16 protein-coding genes are annotated in these 15,699 nt (G+C 42.9%); 5 read left to right on the forward strand and 11 right to left on the reverse strand.

The genetic code is table 11. From position 1 onward, the window contains the following. Window positions 1–14 precede the first annotated feature (14 nt). The gene (gene uvsE / locus ACIQXH_RS14280) at window positions 15–971 is read left to right on the forward strand and encodes a UV DNA damage repair endonuclease UvsE (RefSeq protein ID WP_402870251.1); all 957 of its coding nucleotides are present in this window, start codon (window positions 15–17) and stop codon (window positions 969–971) included. Between the two features lie 39 nt (window positions 972–1,010). Here uvsE and argS read toward each other — a convergent pair whose 3' ends face one another. From argS to speE, 4 genes are all read right to left on the reverse strand, one after another. Next, window positions 1,011–2,681, reverse strand: coding sequence for an arginine--tRNA ligase (argS, locus tag ACIQXH_RS14285; RefSeq protein ID WP_403079720.1), 1,671 nt, complete (start codon window positions 2,679–2,681; stop codon window positions 1,011–1,013). Window positions 2,682–2,684: 3 nt separating this feature from the next. Continuing rightward, on the reverse strand, window positions 2,685–3,125 hold the full coding sequence (locus tag ACIQXH_RS14290; protein ID WP_402954930.1) for a YwiB family protein: 441 nt from the start codon (window positions 3,123–3,125) through the stop codon (window positions 2,685–2,687). Window positions 3,126–3,357: 232 nt separating this feature from the next. Then, complete coding sequence (gene speB, locus ACIQXH_RS14295) at window positions 3,358–4,236, reverse strand: agmatinase (protein ID WP_403124175.1); 879 nt, start codon at window positions 4,234–4,236, stop codon at window positions 3,358–3,360. 12 nt (window positions 4,237–4,248) lie between these two features. Beyond that, window positions 4,249–5,076: a spermidine synthase gene (gene speE, locus ACIQXH_RS14300; protein ID WP_402870241.1), complete on the reverse strand. Its 828-nt coding sequence runs from the start codon at window positions 5,074–5,076 to the stop codon at window positions 4,249–4,251. Between the two features lie 202 nt (window positions 5,077–5,278). Here speE and ACIQXH_RS14305 point away from each other — a divergent pair, with 202 nt between their 5' ends. Then, on the forward strand, window positions 5,279–7,345 hold the full coding sequence (locus ACIQXH_RS14305; protein WP_403079724.1) for a transglycosylase domain-containing protein: 2,067 nt from the start codon (window positions 5,279–5,281) through the stop codon (window positions 7,343–7,345). Window positions 7,346–7,493: 148 nt separating this feature from the next. On the opposite strand, the gene ACIQXH_RS14310 is transcribed toward ACIQXH_RS14305, so the two are convergent. Next, window positions 7,494–8,003, reverse strand: coding sequence for a YwhD family protein (locus tag ACIQXH_RS14310; RefSeq protein WP_402990518.1), 510 nt, complete (start codon window positions 8,001–8,003; stop codon window positions 7,494–7,496). A 35-nt stretch (window positions 8,004–8,038) separates the two neighbouring features. Beyond that, window positions 8,039–8,707: a site-2 protease family protein gene (locus ACIQXH_RS14315; protein ID WP_402870235.1), complete on the reverse strand. Its 669-nt coding sequence runs from the start codon at window positions 8,705–8,707 to the stop codon at window positions 8,039–8,041. Window positions 8,708–8,845: 138 nt separating this feature from the next. On the opposite strand from ACIQXH_RS14315, the gene ACIQXH_RS14320 reads away from it, so the two are divergent. Beyond that, complete coding sequence (locus ACIQXH_RS14320; protein WP_402870233.1) at window positions 8,846–9,031, forward strand: 2-hydroxymuconate tautomerase; 186 nt, start codon at window positions 8,846–8,848, stop codon at window positions 9,029–9,031. A gap of 29 nt (window positions 9,032–9,060) precedes the next feature. Here the strand turns inward: ACIQXH_RS14320 and ACIQXH_RS14325 are convergent, their stop codons facing one another. From ACIQXH_RS14325 to ACIQXH_RS14335, 3 genes are all read right to left on the reverse strand, one after another. Next, window positions 9,061–9,570: a YwgA family protein gene (locus tag ACIQXH_RS14325; protein ID WP_402870231.1), complete on the reverse strand. Its 510-nt coding sequence runs from the start codon at window positions 9,568–9,570 to the stop codon at window positions 9,061–9,063. Between the two features lie 32 nt (window positions 9,571–9,602). Continuing rightward, window positions 9,603–10,910: an HD domain-containing protein gene (locus tag ACIQXH_RS14330; protein ID WP_403124179.1), complete on the reverse strand. Its 1,308-nt coding sequence runs from the start codon at window positions 10,908–10,910 to the stop codon at window positions 9,603–9,605. 228 nt (window positions 10,911–11,138) lie between these two features. Continuing rightward, the gene (locus ACIQXH_RS14335; protein WP_402870227.1) at window positions 11,139–11,360 is read right to left on the reverse strand and encodes a YuzB family protein; all 222 of its coding nucleotides are present in this window, start codon (window positions 11,358–11,360) and stop codon (window positions 11,139–11,141) included. A 328-nt stretch (window positions 11,361–11,688) separates the two neighbouring features. Between ACIQXH_RS14335 and ACIQXH_RS14340 the strand changes: the two genes are divergently transcribed. Then, the gene (locus tag ACIQXH_RS14340) at window positions 11,689–12,447 is read left to right on the forward strand and encodes an RsfA family transcriptional regulator (protein ID WP_403079730.1); all 759 of its coding nucleotides are present in this window, start codon (window positions 11,689–11,691) and stop codon (window positions 12,445–12,447) included. Window positions 12,448–12,658: 211 nt separating this feature from the next. On the opposite strand, the gene lipL is transcribed toward ACIQXH_RS14340, so the two are convergent. Beyond that, window positions 12,659–13,510 carry an octanoyl-[GcvH]:protein N-octanoyltransferase gene (gene lipL, locus ACIQXH_RS14345; protein WP_402954946.1) on the reverse strand — a complete coding sequence of 284 codons (852 nt, stop codon included), beginning with the start codon at window positions 13,508–13,510 and terminating at the stop codon, window positions 12,659–12,661. Window positions 13,511–13,543: 33 nt separating this feature from the next. Continuing rightward, window positions 13,544–14,530: a phosphate acetyltransferase gene (gene pta, locus ACIQXH_RS14350; RefSeq protein WP_402870221.1), complete on the reverse strand. Its 987-nt coding sequence runs from the start codon at window positions 14,528–14,530 to the stop codon at window positions 13,544–13,546. Between the two features lie 255 nt (window positions 14,531–14,785). Between pta and hemQ the strand changes: the two genes are divergently transcribed. After that, window positions 14,786–15,535 (forward strand): hydrogen peroxide-dependent heme synthase, encoded by a 750-nt coding sequence (gene hemQ / locus ACIQXH_RS14355; protein ID WP_402870218.1) that lies wholly within the window; start codon window positions 14,786–14,788, stop codon window positions 15,533–15,535. Window positions 15,536–15,699: the final 164 nt, after the last annotated feature.

The raw sequence follows: 15,699 nt of genomic DNA on the forward strand, positions 1-15,699 counted from the left end.
TGGGAGTGAAGAAAATGAAAATACGATTCGGATTTGTATCCAATGCAACCTGTCTTTGGGAGGCCTCCCCTGCAAAGACCCTGACCTTCAAACGATATAACGAGCTTGGTCAGGAAGAAGGAAGGCAAAAGCTATTAGAGGTGACCAAACAAAATATCGAGAACACATTGCGGGTCCTTCAGTATAATACGGCCCATCAGGTCGAGCTTTACCGACTTTCCAGTTCCATCGTGCCCTTGGCGACTCACCCGGATGTAAAATGGGATTTTGTCACCCCTTTTGCAAAAGAATGGAAACAACTTGGGGATTGGGTATTGGCGAACAACATGCGGGTCAGCTTTCATCCGAACCAATTTACGCTTTTCACTAGCCCGAAACCAAGCATTACAGAAAATGCCGTGAAGGATATGGAATTTCACTATAAAATGCTTCAAGCGATGGGCATTGCAGACCAATCCTTCATCAATATCCATATTGGCGGCGCCTACGGTGATAAAGATTCAGCAATCATTCGCTTTCACGACAACCTCAGGTCGCTCCCTGAACATGTAAAAGCAAGGATGACCCTGGAGAATGATGATAAAACCTATACAGCTTCCGAAACGTTACGTGTATGTAAGCGGGAAGGCATTCCTTTCGTCTTTGATTATCATCACCATCTTGCCAATCTATCGGTGGAGCCGCTTAACGAGCTACTCACCGATGTCTACACTACATGGGAAGACAGCAATTCGGTCCCTACAATCCATATTTCTTCCCCAAAGTCAGCCAGTGCGTTTCGTTCACATGCCGATTATATTGATATTGCCTTCATTATGCCCCTCCTAAAAGCACTCACGGAGTTGGGGAAGGATGTTGATTTCATGATTGAAGCAAAAATGAAGGATCAGGCGATGCTGAAATTGATTGAAGAGATGTCTAGAATCCGTGGAGTGAAAAGAGTAAGCGGGGGATCTGTTTTCATTAAATAAAAAAGCGGCCGTTTCACGGGAAACGGCCGCTTTTTCTTATTACATTTTTTCCGGTGCAGAAACGCCGATTAGTGCCAGTGCGTTTCTCAACGTAATTTGAACCGATTTCACTAGAGCAAGACGAGCTTTACTTCTATCCATTTTCTCACTATCCAATACTTTATCCGCATTGTAGAAGCTGTGGAATGTAGAAGCCAGGTCGAAAATATAATTCGTCATGCGGTGCGGCATCCGTTTTTCGGCTGCTTCCGCGATTGCCTGTGGGAATTCCCCTAATTTCTTCAATAGCTCGAATTCCTTCTCCGTAGAAAGAGCAGTAAAATCAGTGATGCCTTCATAGCTAATCCCTTGTTCCACACCTTGACGCAAGATGCTTGAAATACGGGCATGAGCATATTGTGAATAATAGACCGGGTTATCATTGGATTGTGATACAGCTAGATCAAGGTCAAAGTCCATATGTGTGTCCGCACTTCTCATGGCAAAGAAATACCGTGTGGCATCCAGGCCGACCATTTCAATCAAGTCACGCATCGTTACCGCTTTACCGGTACGCTTGCTCATTTTCATTTTCTCGCCATCTTTGAATAGATGAACAAGCTGAATGATCTCCACTTCAAGCTGCTCACGATTATAGCCTAACGCTTCGATTGCCGCTTTCATACGTGGAATATAACCATGGTGATCCGCTCCCCAAATATTGATGAGGGTGTCGAATCCACGCTCCAATTTATTGCGGTGGTACGCAATATCCGGTGTCAGGTATGTGTAGGAGCCATCCTTTTTGATAAGAACGCGGTCCTTATCATCGCCAAGTTCTGTTGAACGGAACCAAGTTGCCCCGTCTTCTTCATAAACATGGCCTCTCTCCTTCAGAACGCTTAGTGCTTCGTCGATTTTCCCATTTTGATAAAGGGACGTTTCCGAGAACCACACATCAAAACCGACACGGAAATTTTCCAAGTCCGTTTTCAACTTAGCCATTTCACATTTCAATCCGTACTCACGGAAAAAGTCATAACGTTCTTTTTCATCGACGTTAACATACTTATCTCCATATTCCTTCGCAAGCGTTTTACCAATCCCGATAATATCTTCGCCGCGGTAACCGTCTTCAGGCATCTCTTTATCAAGGCCAAGTGCTTGGAAGTACCGTGCTTCGATTGAAATTGCCAAGTTATTGATTTGGTTACCTGCATCATTTATATAGTATTCGCGCGAAACGTCGTATCCCGCTTTTGATAGAACATTACATAACGTGTCACCAACAGCAGCACCACGCGCATGACCAAGGTGCAGGTCACCAGTCGGGTTTGCAGAAACGAACTCAACCTGGATTTTTTCGCCTTTACCATAATCGCTTTCCCCATAGGCTTCATCTGCTTTCAGAATCACTGGAACCAACTCTGTCAGATAAGAGTTATCCATGTAAAAGTTTATGAATCCCGGGCCTGCGATTTCAATTTTTTCAATGGATGCCTTGGACTGATCAAAGTTCTCGATGATTGCTTCTGCAATCATTTTCGGTGCTTTTTTTGCGATTTTCGTTAATTGCATCGCCATATTCGTGGAGTAGTCTCCGTGTGTCTTATCTTTTGGAAGTTCTAACACTACTTGGGGGACCTGTTCTTCCGTTGCCAAACCAGCTTTAATAACCGCATCTTTAATTTCCTGTTTCAGTTTTTCCTGTACCTCATTTACTATATTCATGTTCTAAGCTTCCTCCTTGTAGGAAATCGTCATTTCATATTGCCCGGGTTCGCTTCCCTGCATATGTAGTGCATAGCGAAGGATCAGTTTCCCTTCCTTTTTCTTTTCATCCCATTGATGCTGAATTTTCTTTGTGGTCGTCGATAGCCCCAACCTGCCATATATACTTTCATAATGTCCATTTGTCGCTTCCTGCAAGCGGAAAAGCTGTCTCATTTTAACGGCACCGTTCCTAAGCAGAATCGTTTCGTTCGTTTTATGCTTAATGGTTGTCTGCGTTTTGCCGGCTTCATTTTCCTCTGCATATTGCAAATACAAATCGGACCCTTTATACATCCTTGTACCAAAAGTGACGAGCTCATACGTTTCCGTTTCAGAGCCATGCCTGATTTTTGTCTGCAATGTCACTTTAACATTCTGCTTATCTATATCATGAAGAGTCAAAGCTACACTTCCTTCATCATCTCGTTCTTAACTTTATAAGTATAAATATTCTTCAATGAAGTTTCAACTTGGAGCGGAAAATAAAGTTTCATATCTTGTCTTAGTATGCAATTCATTTGAATGTAACGCAAGACAAGCTCTTAATTACGAAGGGAAAGCGATGATATTTCCCGAATACATACAAAAAAAGGCCATTCCCGCTAAAATGCAGGAACAGCCTCCCCTATCATATTTAACCCTTTTGAACCCAACCAAGAATCATTTCACGAATCAGCTTGCTTGCCGTATTCGCCGTTTGTTCAGATGGATCATAAATCGGGGCCACTTCTACTAAATCACAGCCAACCACATTCACTTCTGAACGGGCTATCTCGTGGATCGAAGCTAAAAGCTCTTTGGACGTAATACCACCGCAGTCGACGGTCCCTGTACCCGGCGCATGCGCAGGGTCAAGCACGTCGATGTCTATCGTCACATAAACCGGACGACCCGCTAATTGCGGCAATACTTCCTTCAGGGGATCAAGCACTTCAAACTTAGAGATGTGCATGCCATTTTCCCTTGCCCATTGAAATTCTTCCTTTAGCCCGGAACGGATTCCAAATGAATAAACATTACTTGGCCCGATAAGCTCTGCTGATTTTCGGATGATGGAAGCATGGGAAAGTGGCTCTCCTTCATAATCCTCCCGCAAATCTGTATGGGCGTCCATATGGATAATGGCCATATCGGGGTACTTTTTAAACATGGCTTTTATGACAGGCCATGTAACAAGGTGTTCTCCCCCCATGCCCAATGGGAATTTACCGGCATCAAGCACACCGTCTACAAATTCTTCAATCATATCGATACTGCGTTGCGGATTACCGAAAGGCAATGGGATATCCCCAGCATCATAGAATTTCACTTCTTCCAATTCACGGTCTAAGTATGGGCTGTATTCTTCCAAGCCGATTGAAACTTCACGAATCCTTGTTGGTCCAAAACGGGAACCCGGACGGAAGCTGACTGTCCAGTCCATCGGCATACCATAAAGCACCGCTTCGGATTCCTCGAAGTCCGGATGGCTTTTAATGAATACATTGCCTGAGTACGCTTCATCGAATCGCATGTTCATGCCCCCTTATTTCACTAAATCTTGAACGAATTTAGGCAGAACGAAAGCTGCTTTATGAAGTTCTTTTGTATAGTATTTTGTTTCTATATCGTGGAAACGCTCGTCTGGAACGTCAAGCGGATTATATTTTTTAGAACCGATCGTGAATGCCCACAGCCCACTTGGATACGTCGGGATATTGGCTAAATAAAGGCTTGTGATCGGGAATATTTCTTTCACGTCGCGCTGTACATCGCGGATTAAGTCCGATTTAAACCAAGGGTTATCCGATTGGGCAACGAAGATTCCGTCTTCTTTCAAAGCCTTGGAGATGCCGGCATAAAAGCCTTTGGTAAATAGATTTACAGCAGGACCCACTGGTTCGGTAGAGTCCACAAGAATCACATCGAATTCATTTTCACTCTTCGCGATGTGCATAAAGCCATCCCCTACTTGCACATCGACACGTGGATCTTCTAGCATGCCTGCAATTTCAGGTAAATACTTCTTGGAGTATTCGATGACCTTTCCATCAATATCAACCAGTGTAGCTTTTTTTACGCTTGGATGCTTAAGAACTTCACGGATAACTCCGCCGTCTCCTCCTCCTACGACCAAAACATTTTCTGGATTAGGATGTGTAAATAAAGGAACATGGGCTACCATCTCGTGGTAAACGAACTCATCGCGTTGGGATGTCATCACCATGTCATCCAACAAAAGCATATTTCCCCATTCTTCAGTTTCAATCATATCCAACTTTTGAAACTCCGTTTGTTCCGTATGTAAAGTACGATTCACTTTCATCGTAATACCAAAATTCTCTGTTTGTTTCTCAGTAAACCAAATGCTCATTTATTAACGCTTCCTTTCCAAAATCTTATAGTCTTTCAACTAATTGGCCGATATTCGGTATACCCATTAGCTAGAAAAAGTATAGACGAATCTACCAGAAATGCAAGATAAATATTACAATTCCACTTCTTATGTTTAAAAATATCTTTTTTTTCCATAATAGTAATAGATTCTTTTTTTAAAAATAAGAGAGGTGAAAGCAATGGAGCTCATTCCAAGCGAACGTTTTAAAAGGACAACTAAATATGTGCGGGCTTTCATCATTTTTGCCACAATAGGTCTCATCATTCTCTTTGTCTTGCTTCTCTCTTTACTGATGTATGCAAAAATACTAGGTCCGCCGCCTTTGGCTGTACCTCAATCTACCCTATATTATAGCCATGACGGAAATGTGATTGGAGAATCCGATAATGGTCAAAAACGCTACTGGGTCGGGCTGGAATCGATTTCACCCGAACTAGTCAAGGCAACAGTCGCAGTAGAAGATCGCCAATTTTACACCCATAAGGGCTTTGATATAAAACGGATCGGTGGCGCCATTCTTGCTGATGTCCGTGCCATGTCCAAGGTTCAAGGGGCAAGTACGATCACCCAGCAATATGCCCGGAATCTCTTCCTTGACCATGATAAGACGTGGTCGCGTAAGCTCAATGAAGCGTTCTATACAATACGCCTGGAAATGAATTACTCAAAAAAAGACATTCTAGAAGGCTATTTAAATACGATTTACTATGGCCATGGCGCCTATGGAGCACAAGCTGCAAGCCAATATTACTTCGGTAAGGATGCCAAGGATTTGACGCTTCCGGAGGCAAGCATGCTAGCCGGAATCCCAAAGGGGCCATCCAACTATTCGCCTTTGGACAACCTGGATAAAGCCAAATCAAGGCAAAAGGTCGTCCTGCATGCCATGCAAACCAAAGACTATATTTCAAAAGCTGATACGGATGAAGCCCTCCAGGCATCCCTTTCTTTAAATGGCGAACATGGTACTGTAACCAAGAAAATGGCTCCTTACTTCCAGGATGCCGTCAAACAGGCCCTAAAAACGCAACTTCATTTAGATGACCGGACAATCGAGCTCGGGGGCTTAAAGGTTTATACCACATTGGATGAAAATCAACAGCGCATCGCAGAGGAGTCCCTCTCCACTGTCATACCCGAACAGGCTAGCATCCAAGCATCACTGGTGGCCATGGATCCCAGGACCGGGGAAGTCCGCGCACTCGTCGGGGGCACTGACTACACAGCTTCACCATTCAACCGTGTCACACAGGCCCTACGCCAGCCAGGATCGACAATAAAGCCGCTTCTATACTATTCAGCACTAGAAAACGGGTTTACACCGTCAACCACTTTAAAAAGTGAGGCCACAACCTTTACCTTTGATGATGGCCATACTTCATATAAGCCGCATAACTATAACTATCAGTATGCGAATGATGAGATAACGATGGCACAGGCCATTGCTTTATCCGATAACATTTATGCCGTGAAGACCCATCTATTTCTCGGCGAACAGGCATTGGTTGATGCGGCTCGTCGTTTTGGCATCACTTCCAAAATGGATGCGGTCCCTTCCCTTGCACTTGGCACATCCAATGTGAGGCCCATTGAAATGGTCAATGCGTACGGAATCCTGGCTAATGGCGGCAAAAAAGTAGAGCCTACATTCATCACCAAGGTGGAAGACCGAAAAGGTGAAGTCATCTTCGAACGATCCCAGAAAGGTGAACAGATTCTGGATAAGGATAAGGCATTTGTCATGACTGAAATGCTTACCGGGGTTTTTGACGAAACGCTAAACGGCTACACGAAGGTGACAGGGAGCACGATCAGTTCCCAATTGACGCACCGCGTCGCAGGGAAGTCGGGTTCCACTTCCACCGACAGCTGGATGGTCGGTTATACGCCTCAACTGGTTGCAGGTGTATGGACTGGCTACGATCAAGGGAAAAAGATAGAAATCCCCGCCGAAAAAAGTTATGCGAAAAAAATATGGGCATCCTATATGGAGAAGGGTTTGAAAGGGCAACCTTCCAAACCCTTTAAGGAAACGGGTAATGTAATCGGTGTACATGTCAATCCAGCAAGCGGCAAACTTGCAACAGATGCCTGCCCCGTCTCCAGATTAACTTACTATGTAAAAGGAACCGAACCCGTGGAATACTGTGAAGAGCACTTCAAGCAAAAGAACACCAAAAGTGCTCCGAAGGACGGGAAACATAAAAACCCCTGGTATAAAAAAATCTTAAAACCTTGGGGATAACGAAAAACCCCGAAGCCGGTAGCGGCTTCGGGGTTTTTCTGTCCTAGTTCCACAGTGTCTAAACTGCTGTCTCTAAGTTTACTGATTTTATTCGCTTCGTACAAGTGATTTTTTTACTAAACTTCACATTTCATACAATAATACACATTTAAACCGTCAAAGACTGTTTAAGCTCATCGGATGAACGCTCCCACATTCCTGCATCGTGGTTTTTCAGGAACTCGGCAAGGATGCTTTTTGATTTATCGTCCATATCCTCGACGATGATATGGCGTTTCAAGGATTTATCCATCCGGTTAACATGTTCCGGCAAGGATTTGTACCCACGTCTGATTGAGCGGTCCACCGTCATCTCACAAGCGGTCACCCCGGCATAGTACGGACCATTTTGCAGGGCTTCAATCGTTACCCAAACAAGCCAGTAGGGTTTCCCATTTGGCACTTCCTCTTTTGTCTTTAGAAACTTGATTCCTTTTTCCACAGCACTTCTTGCATGCATCGCGCCGATGTCGACTTCCGCTTCACCAGCATCCACATCAATGATGACCGGTGAAATATTGTCGAGCGTTAAAACACCAGCGCCATATCCGCCATGGCCTTTCATCGGATCATTTTTAATAATATTGAAGCCTATCTTTTTCTTTGGTTGTTCTTCCATGTTAATAACCCCCTTCAGTTTCGTCATTTACTATATTAAAAAAACAAAAGACTTAAAGTGTGTCCGAGATTGTCACGAACAAATGGTACAAGTTCATTCATAATCGGACTGATTGTATATTTACCCAACGGTGTGATGACTAAAATCAGGAAAATCAAGGATCCGTATTGCTCATACTGAGTCATTTTCGCACGCATTTCCACCGAAACCAGATCTTCTACGATCCGATACCCATCAAGAGGTGGCAGTGGTATCAAATTGAATACAAATAGTACGATATTTAAGTGAATCAACATCGTAAAGAAAGGTTCCACGAAGAATGGCATGTCGTAAGGTCCCAACCCTGAAGCGAGTAACCCGTACCAGATTAAATAGCCTATCGTCGCCACAAGAAGATTGCTGAGCGGACCTGCAAAGGAAACCAGTATGCCAGCCAGTCTTGGATTCTTAAAATGAAACCGATTGACAGGGACAGGCCTTGCCCAACCAAATCCTACAATCAAAATCAGGAGCGTACCGATTGGATCCAAATGCTGTATGGGATTCAAGGTGACCCTTCCTTGATTCTTAGCTGTCGGATCCCCAAATTTATAGGCCACATAGGCATGGGAAAATTCATGAACCGTAAACGCGATCAAAAGAACGACAATCACGTAAGGAAGCCTATCCAAACTATAAGCCAAAAACTGTCCTAATTGATCCAATAGCTTCTCCCCCAATGTTTATTACCGTTAGTATACATGAAAATTTCAAGATGTGAAAAAACTCTGATTTCAGTATCTTGCAAATATTTCCCTAATGTGAAACACTACATCTATTAAAAAGAATGGGGGAATATGAAAATGCCATATGTAACAGTCAAGATGCTTGAAGGCCGTACCGAGGAGCAAAAAAAAGCATTGGTAGAAAAAGTAACAGCAGCTGTTTCAGAAACAACCGGTGCACCAGCCGAAGCTGTAACGATTTTCATCGAAGAAATGGCTAAAAACCACTTAGCCGTTGCCGGCGTTCGTAAAAGCGACCAATAAAAGGGTTCATAATCGTAAAAGCTAAGCCATCAATTCGGCTTAGCTTTTCCTTGTAGCTTCTCTATATATTCATATGCATCATCTATTTCTTCAAGCGTATATTTTTGCTTGCTTTTCAGCGTGAAGATTTTTTCAATGACCTCTTCCTTTTCCAACGTATCAAAGTAAAGGACCGTTGAAACAAGTTCCAAAAACCGGGCATTTTGTTCATTCATATCCAATAAGCATGTATCAAGAGAAGGCATATCAACTTCCTGTATCGACAAGAAGTCTTTTCCCGCCTCCGTAATGGAATAGCAGTATTGATAATAGCCCGCCTTTTTCTCCTTCACTTCATTCAGGTACCCCATTGCGCAAAGTTCCTCTATTCGTAAAGTCAATTCCTCCGAGTACGGTCCGTAAAAGTGAAATTGAAATTTTTCATGAAAAGGAAAGGATAACTTCTTCGCTATATAAACAATTTTTTGCAGCTTTTTTCGACCTGAAATTTCACCTGCAGTTGAAATGGCATTGATAATGTTTGCATGATCCTTAAACAAGGCTCGTCACTCCTCACCCAAAATGTACCGCTTTAAATCGACAGCTCCAATAGCTGACGGATTTGTTTTTTTATATCTTTATTCGTTGATTCATCGCGTAGTAAATCTGCCGGGAAGTACAACTTATGATCCGTTCGTCTTTTTCCTGAAATGGCATCCACTATTTCGGATTCACGCGACAATTCCCGAAGTTCGCCATTCGTTTGCAGCAAATGGATTGGCAACCGCTCTTCCTCTTCGCCTGGACGATAAAAATCATAGGGCAGGTCCGAGGAGGAATCGACGACTAAATAATAATCAGGATTGATTCCCGCCTCAATGAATAGCGCCCTTAATTCCATTAGTTTATTCATTTGACTATTCGAAGGATGAAACTCAACATATTTAAAGAGTTTTCGATTCACGAAACGGATACATAAATCCCTTAAGATTGGATCCTCTTCTTCTTCCCAAGCCTCGAAATAGTAGAGCATCACGGATTCATCCATTTTCAAGTAATCTTCTAACGTGACATTGCCCTTGAACATTGAATAAAAGTGACGGGGTTCTTGGGCAAATTGGTAGTTGGTTTCGAATAAATACTTTGCCCTATGCAAAATTTTCGTTAGGATGACCTCGGCACTCCGTGTAACCGGGTGGAAGTAGACCTGCCAATACATTTGGTATCGACTCATAATATAGTCTTCCACCGCGTGCATCCCACTTTGCTTAATGACAGCATGCTCCTCACGCGGCCGCATCACCCGTAATAGCCGCTCCATATCAAAATGGCCGTAGCTTACTCCAGTGAAATAAGCGTCCCGTTGCAGATAATCCATCCTATCGGCATCAATTTGACTAGAAATCAAGCTGACTACTAATTTGCCTTTATACGTTTTGGCAATGACCTCCGCTACTTTTTTGGGAAAATCGGGTCCTACTTTGAGAAGGATCTCATTCACTTCTGTATGACCGATAATGATCTGTTGAGTGAACTGTTCATGGTCCAAATCAAAAACCTTTTCAAAAGAGTGAGAGAATGGGCCATGTCCTAAATCATGTAGCAAGGCCGCACACAACGAAAGCAACCTTTCATCCGGTTTCCATTCCGGTCTCCCTTCGAAGACATCATCGACAATTCTTCGGACAATCTCATATACCCCAAGCGAATGGCTAAACCTACTATGTTCTGCACCATGAAAGGTAAGATAGGTCGTTCCTAGTTGCTTGATTCTGCGAAGACGCTGGAATTCTTTCGTGCCGATCAAATCCCAAATAACCCGGTCCCGAACGTGTATATACCGGTGTACTGGGTCTTTAAATACTTTTTCTTCTTGTAATTTTTCGCCAGAATATTCCATGGACTACCCTCATTTTCATAATCTCATTGCTTTTATTATAGCTTGTCTTTATAGAATATCCTAACTCGACCCATGATAGAAAGCCTGTTGATTTTATATGAAATCAGGAGTTTTTATGGATTTTGATAGAGAAAATAACGGAATTAAAAAATCACCACAGTTTATTGAATCTGGGTGACGAGTCGCATGTTTCACGTTTCAAAACTGCTGAATTATTTATACATAAAGCTACTTTAGCTTCTTATCTATTTTCTCTAGTAACTCGTCTTCTGTCGGGGCCGCAACTGGGCGGTTATTGACAAAAGCGAAGGATTTTTTCCTGCCCGGACCACAATAGGATTGGCAGCCAATTTCAATTTTCGCGTCAGGATCAAGCTTTTCCAGCCGTGGAATTAATGTTTTGACGTTTACTGCCAGGCAGTCATCACACACTCTGAATTCATTGGACATCCTCGGTAAGCATCCTTTCTATAACAAATGATTTTCGTTCTATTTACGTGACTAAAAGGTATTTTACCGTTTCTATCTATGAATATCAAGAGACGGAATGGAAGGAGAAAAGATGCTTTGTCATAAGTGGATGCCCCAAATAGGGGAAGTACCAAGTCAATTCAACTTATTCTTCCTTCCCTCACAAAAAACTAGTATCCTTTTAACCTTTTTGTATAAAAAATCCATATCTTGTCCAAAATACTAGTAGAACACCTAATCAATCATTGTTACAAGATATTCATATAATGATCATTTTAAAAAGTTACCAGAAAGGGAGTATGTAGAAATGAAGGTTCGTCAAGATGCCTGGACAGAAGAGGATGATTTACTGTTAGCAGAAACGGTATTACGGCATGTACGTGAAGGCAGCACGCAACTGAACGCATTCGAAGAGGTCGGTGACAAATTGAACCGCACATCCGCAGCTTGTGGATTTCGCTGGAATGCAGTTGTCCGCCATAATTATGATAAGGCGCTGTCTCTAGCAAAAAAACAAAGAAAACAGAGACAACGGATTCTCGGAAAAGATCAGGGAGGAAAAAAACGTCTGCTCTATACACCGCCATCCCCAATGATTTCTGATATCATGGCTCCTCTCCTGCAAGAAGAGGACGTGGAATCAGAGACTGATACGGCAGTAATAGAATCTACTAATTATGAAACCGCAGAGGAATTTTCTGATGAAGCGTTCGTTCCGACACAACAAAGGAACACAAACATGCCTACCAGCACGCCGGCAATGGGCCTGGATATGGTTATCGCTTATTTGGAGTCCATGAATGGGCGATTGCTACAATCCGAAACATTACAAACTGAAAATGAACGCTTGAAGTTAGAAATAAAAGAGTTAAAAGGACGGAATGAAGAACTTCAAAATAAAGTATCCCACCTTGAACAAAATAGCGGCTTGATGCAGGAAGATTACGAAACATTGATGAATATCATGAATCGTGCCAGGAAGCTAGTCCTATTAGAGGAGGAAGAGCGCCCGGCCACAAAATTCAAGATGGACCGAAATGGAAATCTGGAGAAAATGGCTGAATAAAGATAATGCGGGGGCCTTTTATCAGGTCAACCACATGACAAATAGCCATTCCCTATACATTTTCCGAAAAATGAGTCTGGAAAGGGCTCTTTTTTCATGTATTAGCCTGGTATCTTCTTACTAAAAGTTTCTTTTTCAGTTTCAGTGAATACTATACTCGGAAGCAACACCGAAAAAGCTGTCCCTTCCTTCAGGAACAGCTTTTTACCATTTATTCCTCTTCCAATGCATCGAAGACTTTGTTATTACGTTCTACCACTCTTGTTAAGTACCCTTCATATAAAGGCCACTCTTGTGCCGAAAGGGAATCGGAAAATATCTTCCCACTATGCTCCTTCAATACGTTCAGGAATCTGAGCATAACATCTTGGACAGTTAACTTAACCCCCAATAACTCAGTAAGCGAGGCCATTACGGAAGGAGTGATATCCGGATAAGTGAATTTCGTTTCGACCTGCTTTTTGGCGGTCTGATAGAAACCTTTCACAAGTTCGGCCCTTTGTGCACCACTTCCATTGACGCATATGTATATTTGTACAGCCACACCATTGCGGATCCGGCGTTGCGATATACCGGCAAATTTCCTGCCATCGATACTTAAGTCATAGCTCCCTGGACAATAGGAGCCCACGATTTCTTTTGCTTCGATGCTAACCGGGAAATCGCTGAACATACGTCTAATCAGTTCCCACATGGCATCATATCCACGGTTTATTTCGATTTTCCGTTCGCTTTCAGGGAAAACGAGTGATACATTCAGGACTCCTTCATCTAACACGACGGCCAACCCTCCTGAGTTCCGTACAATCGCCTTGAAATCGTGCTTATCCAAATAATTAATTCCCTCTTTAAGAAAAGGAAGTTTCGTATCCTGAATACCAAGTACGATGGTTTGATGATGCACCCAAGCCCTGGCTACGGCCGTCGAGCGGCCGGAACCTACGGAGGCACATAATGTATCATCCATCGCGAAGGATTCTAGGGCTGGAAACTGGGGACCAACCGATGACTGGTCAATTATCCGCCATTCTTGCTGCCTTAATAATGAATCTGTTTCACTCATAGAAATCTCCCTCTATCAATATCATTCACGTCATTACTGGTATTGCGCAACGAATCCTTGTGCGGCTGTGATGAGTGCCAATTTATATACATCCTCTTCGCTGCAGCCACGGGAAAGATCATTCACTGGACGGTTAAGTCCTTGTAGGATTGGACCCACCGCTTCGAAACCACCCAGACGCTGAACCATCTTATAACTAATATTACCGGCTTCAAGACTCGGAAATATAAAGACATTGGCATCTCCTTGAATGAGAGAATCCGGTGCCTTTTGCCTAGCAACCGAAGGAACGAACGCCGCATCGAATTGAAATTCTCCATCCAGGAGAAGGTGTGGATCCATTTCTTTTGCCAAGGCGACGGCTTGAACGACCTTTTCCGTTTCTGGTGAATGGGCCGATCCCTTCGTAGAAAAACTCAGCATCGCGACTCTTGGTTCGATATCGAATGTCAGGGCCGTCTTGGCACTTTCCAATGCGATTTCAGCCAAATCACGGGAATCCGGGTTAATATTGATGGCACAATCCGCGAATACGTACTTTTCCTCTTCACGGACCATGATAAAGACTCCCGAGGTTTTTTGAACACCTGGCTTTGTTTTAATGATTTGTAATGCCGGTCGGACTGTATCAGCCGTTGAATGGGCTGCCCCACTCACCATGCCATGTGCCTGTTTCATATGAACGAGCATCGTTCCAAAGTAATTCTCATCCAAGAGGATTTCACGGGCTTGCTCAACGGAGGCTTTTCCGTTCCTAACCTCAACAAAAGCTTCAACCATCTCATCCATCATGATGTAGTTTTTCGGATCGTAAATTTCAATGGCATCCAGAGAAATTTTGAGGTCTTTGGCTTTCTCTTGAATTTTGCCGATATCGCCAATTAATACAGGTGTTAATAATTTCGCTTTAGCAAGCCTTCCCGCTGCTCCCAAAACGCGTCCATCCAGCCCTTCTGGAAAAACGATTTTTAGATTATTCCCTGTTATCTTCGATTCTAAAATTTCAAATAAATCGCTCACAAGCTCATCCTCCTTGAATGTATGTACCTTCTATTCATTCCTATATTACCCACTTCGTAAACTTTATGCTCTTCTTCTAAGAATACTCTAGCCGCTATTTAAATTCCAGAATCATTGGTCTTCTTCGTAAAATCGTACATATGAACATTCCTTGAACAAAGAAGAATGACTGCAGACATTTGCGGCTTGATATAAATTTCCTTATACTGAAACTATGTTATATTAAAGTTATATTAAGACATAGGAGTGATCGTAATGAGTGAAGCAGCACAAACACTTGATGGATGGTATTGTCTACATGATTTCCGCCTGATTGATTGGGCCTCTTGGAAAACGTTGTCAAGTGACGAACGTCAATTAGCCATCTCGGAATTCCAAGGTTTATTGGATAAATGGAATACGACCCAAAGCAACAATGAAGGCAGTCATGCCCTTTATTCCATCGTAGGACAAAAAGCCGACTTCATGCTTATGTTTGCCCGTCCGACAATGGAAGAATTGAATGCCATTGAAAATGAATTCAATAAAACGAAACTTGCCGAATATACGATCCCAGCTTATTCTTACGTTTCTGTCGTGGAATTAAGTAATTATCTAGCAGGTGGAGACGGTGAGGACCCATATCAAAATCCTCATGTACGTTCAAGACTTTATCCAATCCTTCCTCAGGCGAAGCATGTATGTTTCTATCCGATGGACAAGCGCCGTGAAGGAGAAGACAACTGGTATATGCTTTCCATGGAAGAACGTAAAAACTTGATGCGTTCGCATGGCTTGATCGGACGCAGCTATGCCGGTAAAGTGAAACAAATCATTTCCGGTTCTGTCGGTTTTGACGATTACGAATGGGGCGTTACCCTATTTGCGGATGATGTTCTTCAATTCAAAAAGTTGATTTATGAAATGCGTTTCGATGAAGTCAGCGCCCGTTATGCTGCGTTTGGTTCATTCTTCGTCGGCAACATCCTTTCAGAAGATAACATACCCACTTTCTTATATGTATAAGACAAAGGCTTCCGGCATCCCGGGAGCCTTTCTTTTTCATCCCCTTTTTATTTCCACTACCATGACATAAAATCCAGAATCGTCCCATACATTTTCTTTAGTGATGCTAATTTTTTTCACAGTCTCATTCAGCTTCAGACTGCCATACATGCAGTAGTTCAATG

Source organism: Peribacillus sp. NPDC097225, from assembly GCF_044761955.1.
Classification (GTDB): domain Bacteria; phylum Bacillota; class Bacilli; order Bacillales; family DSM-1321; genus Peribacillus.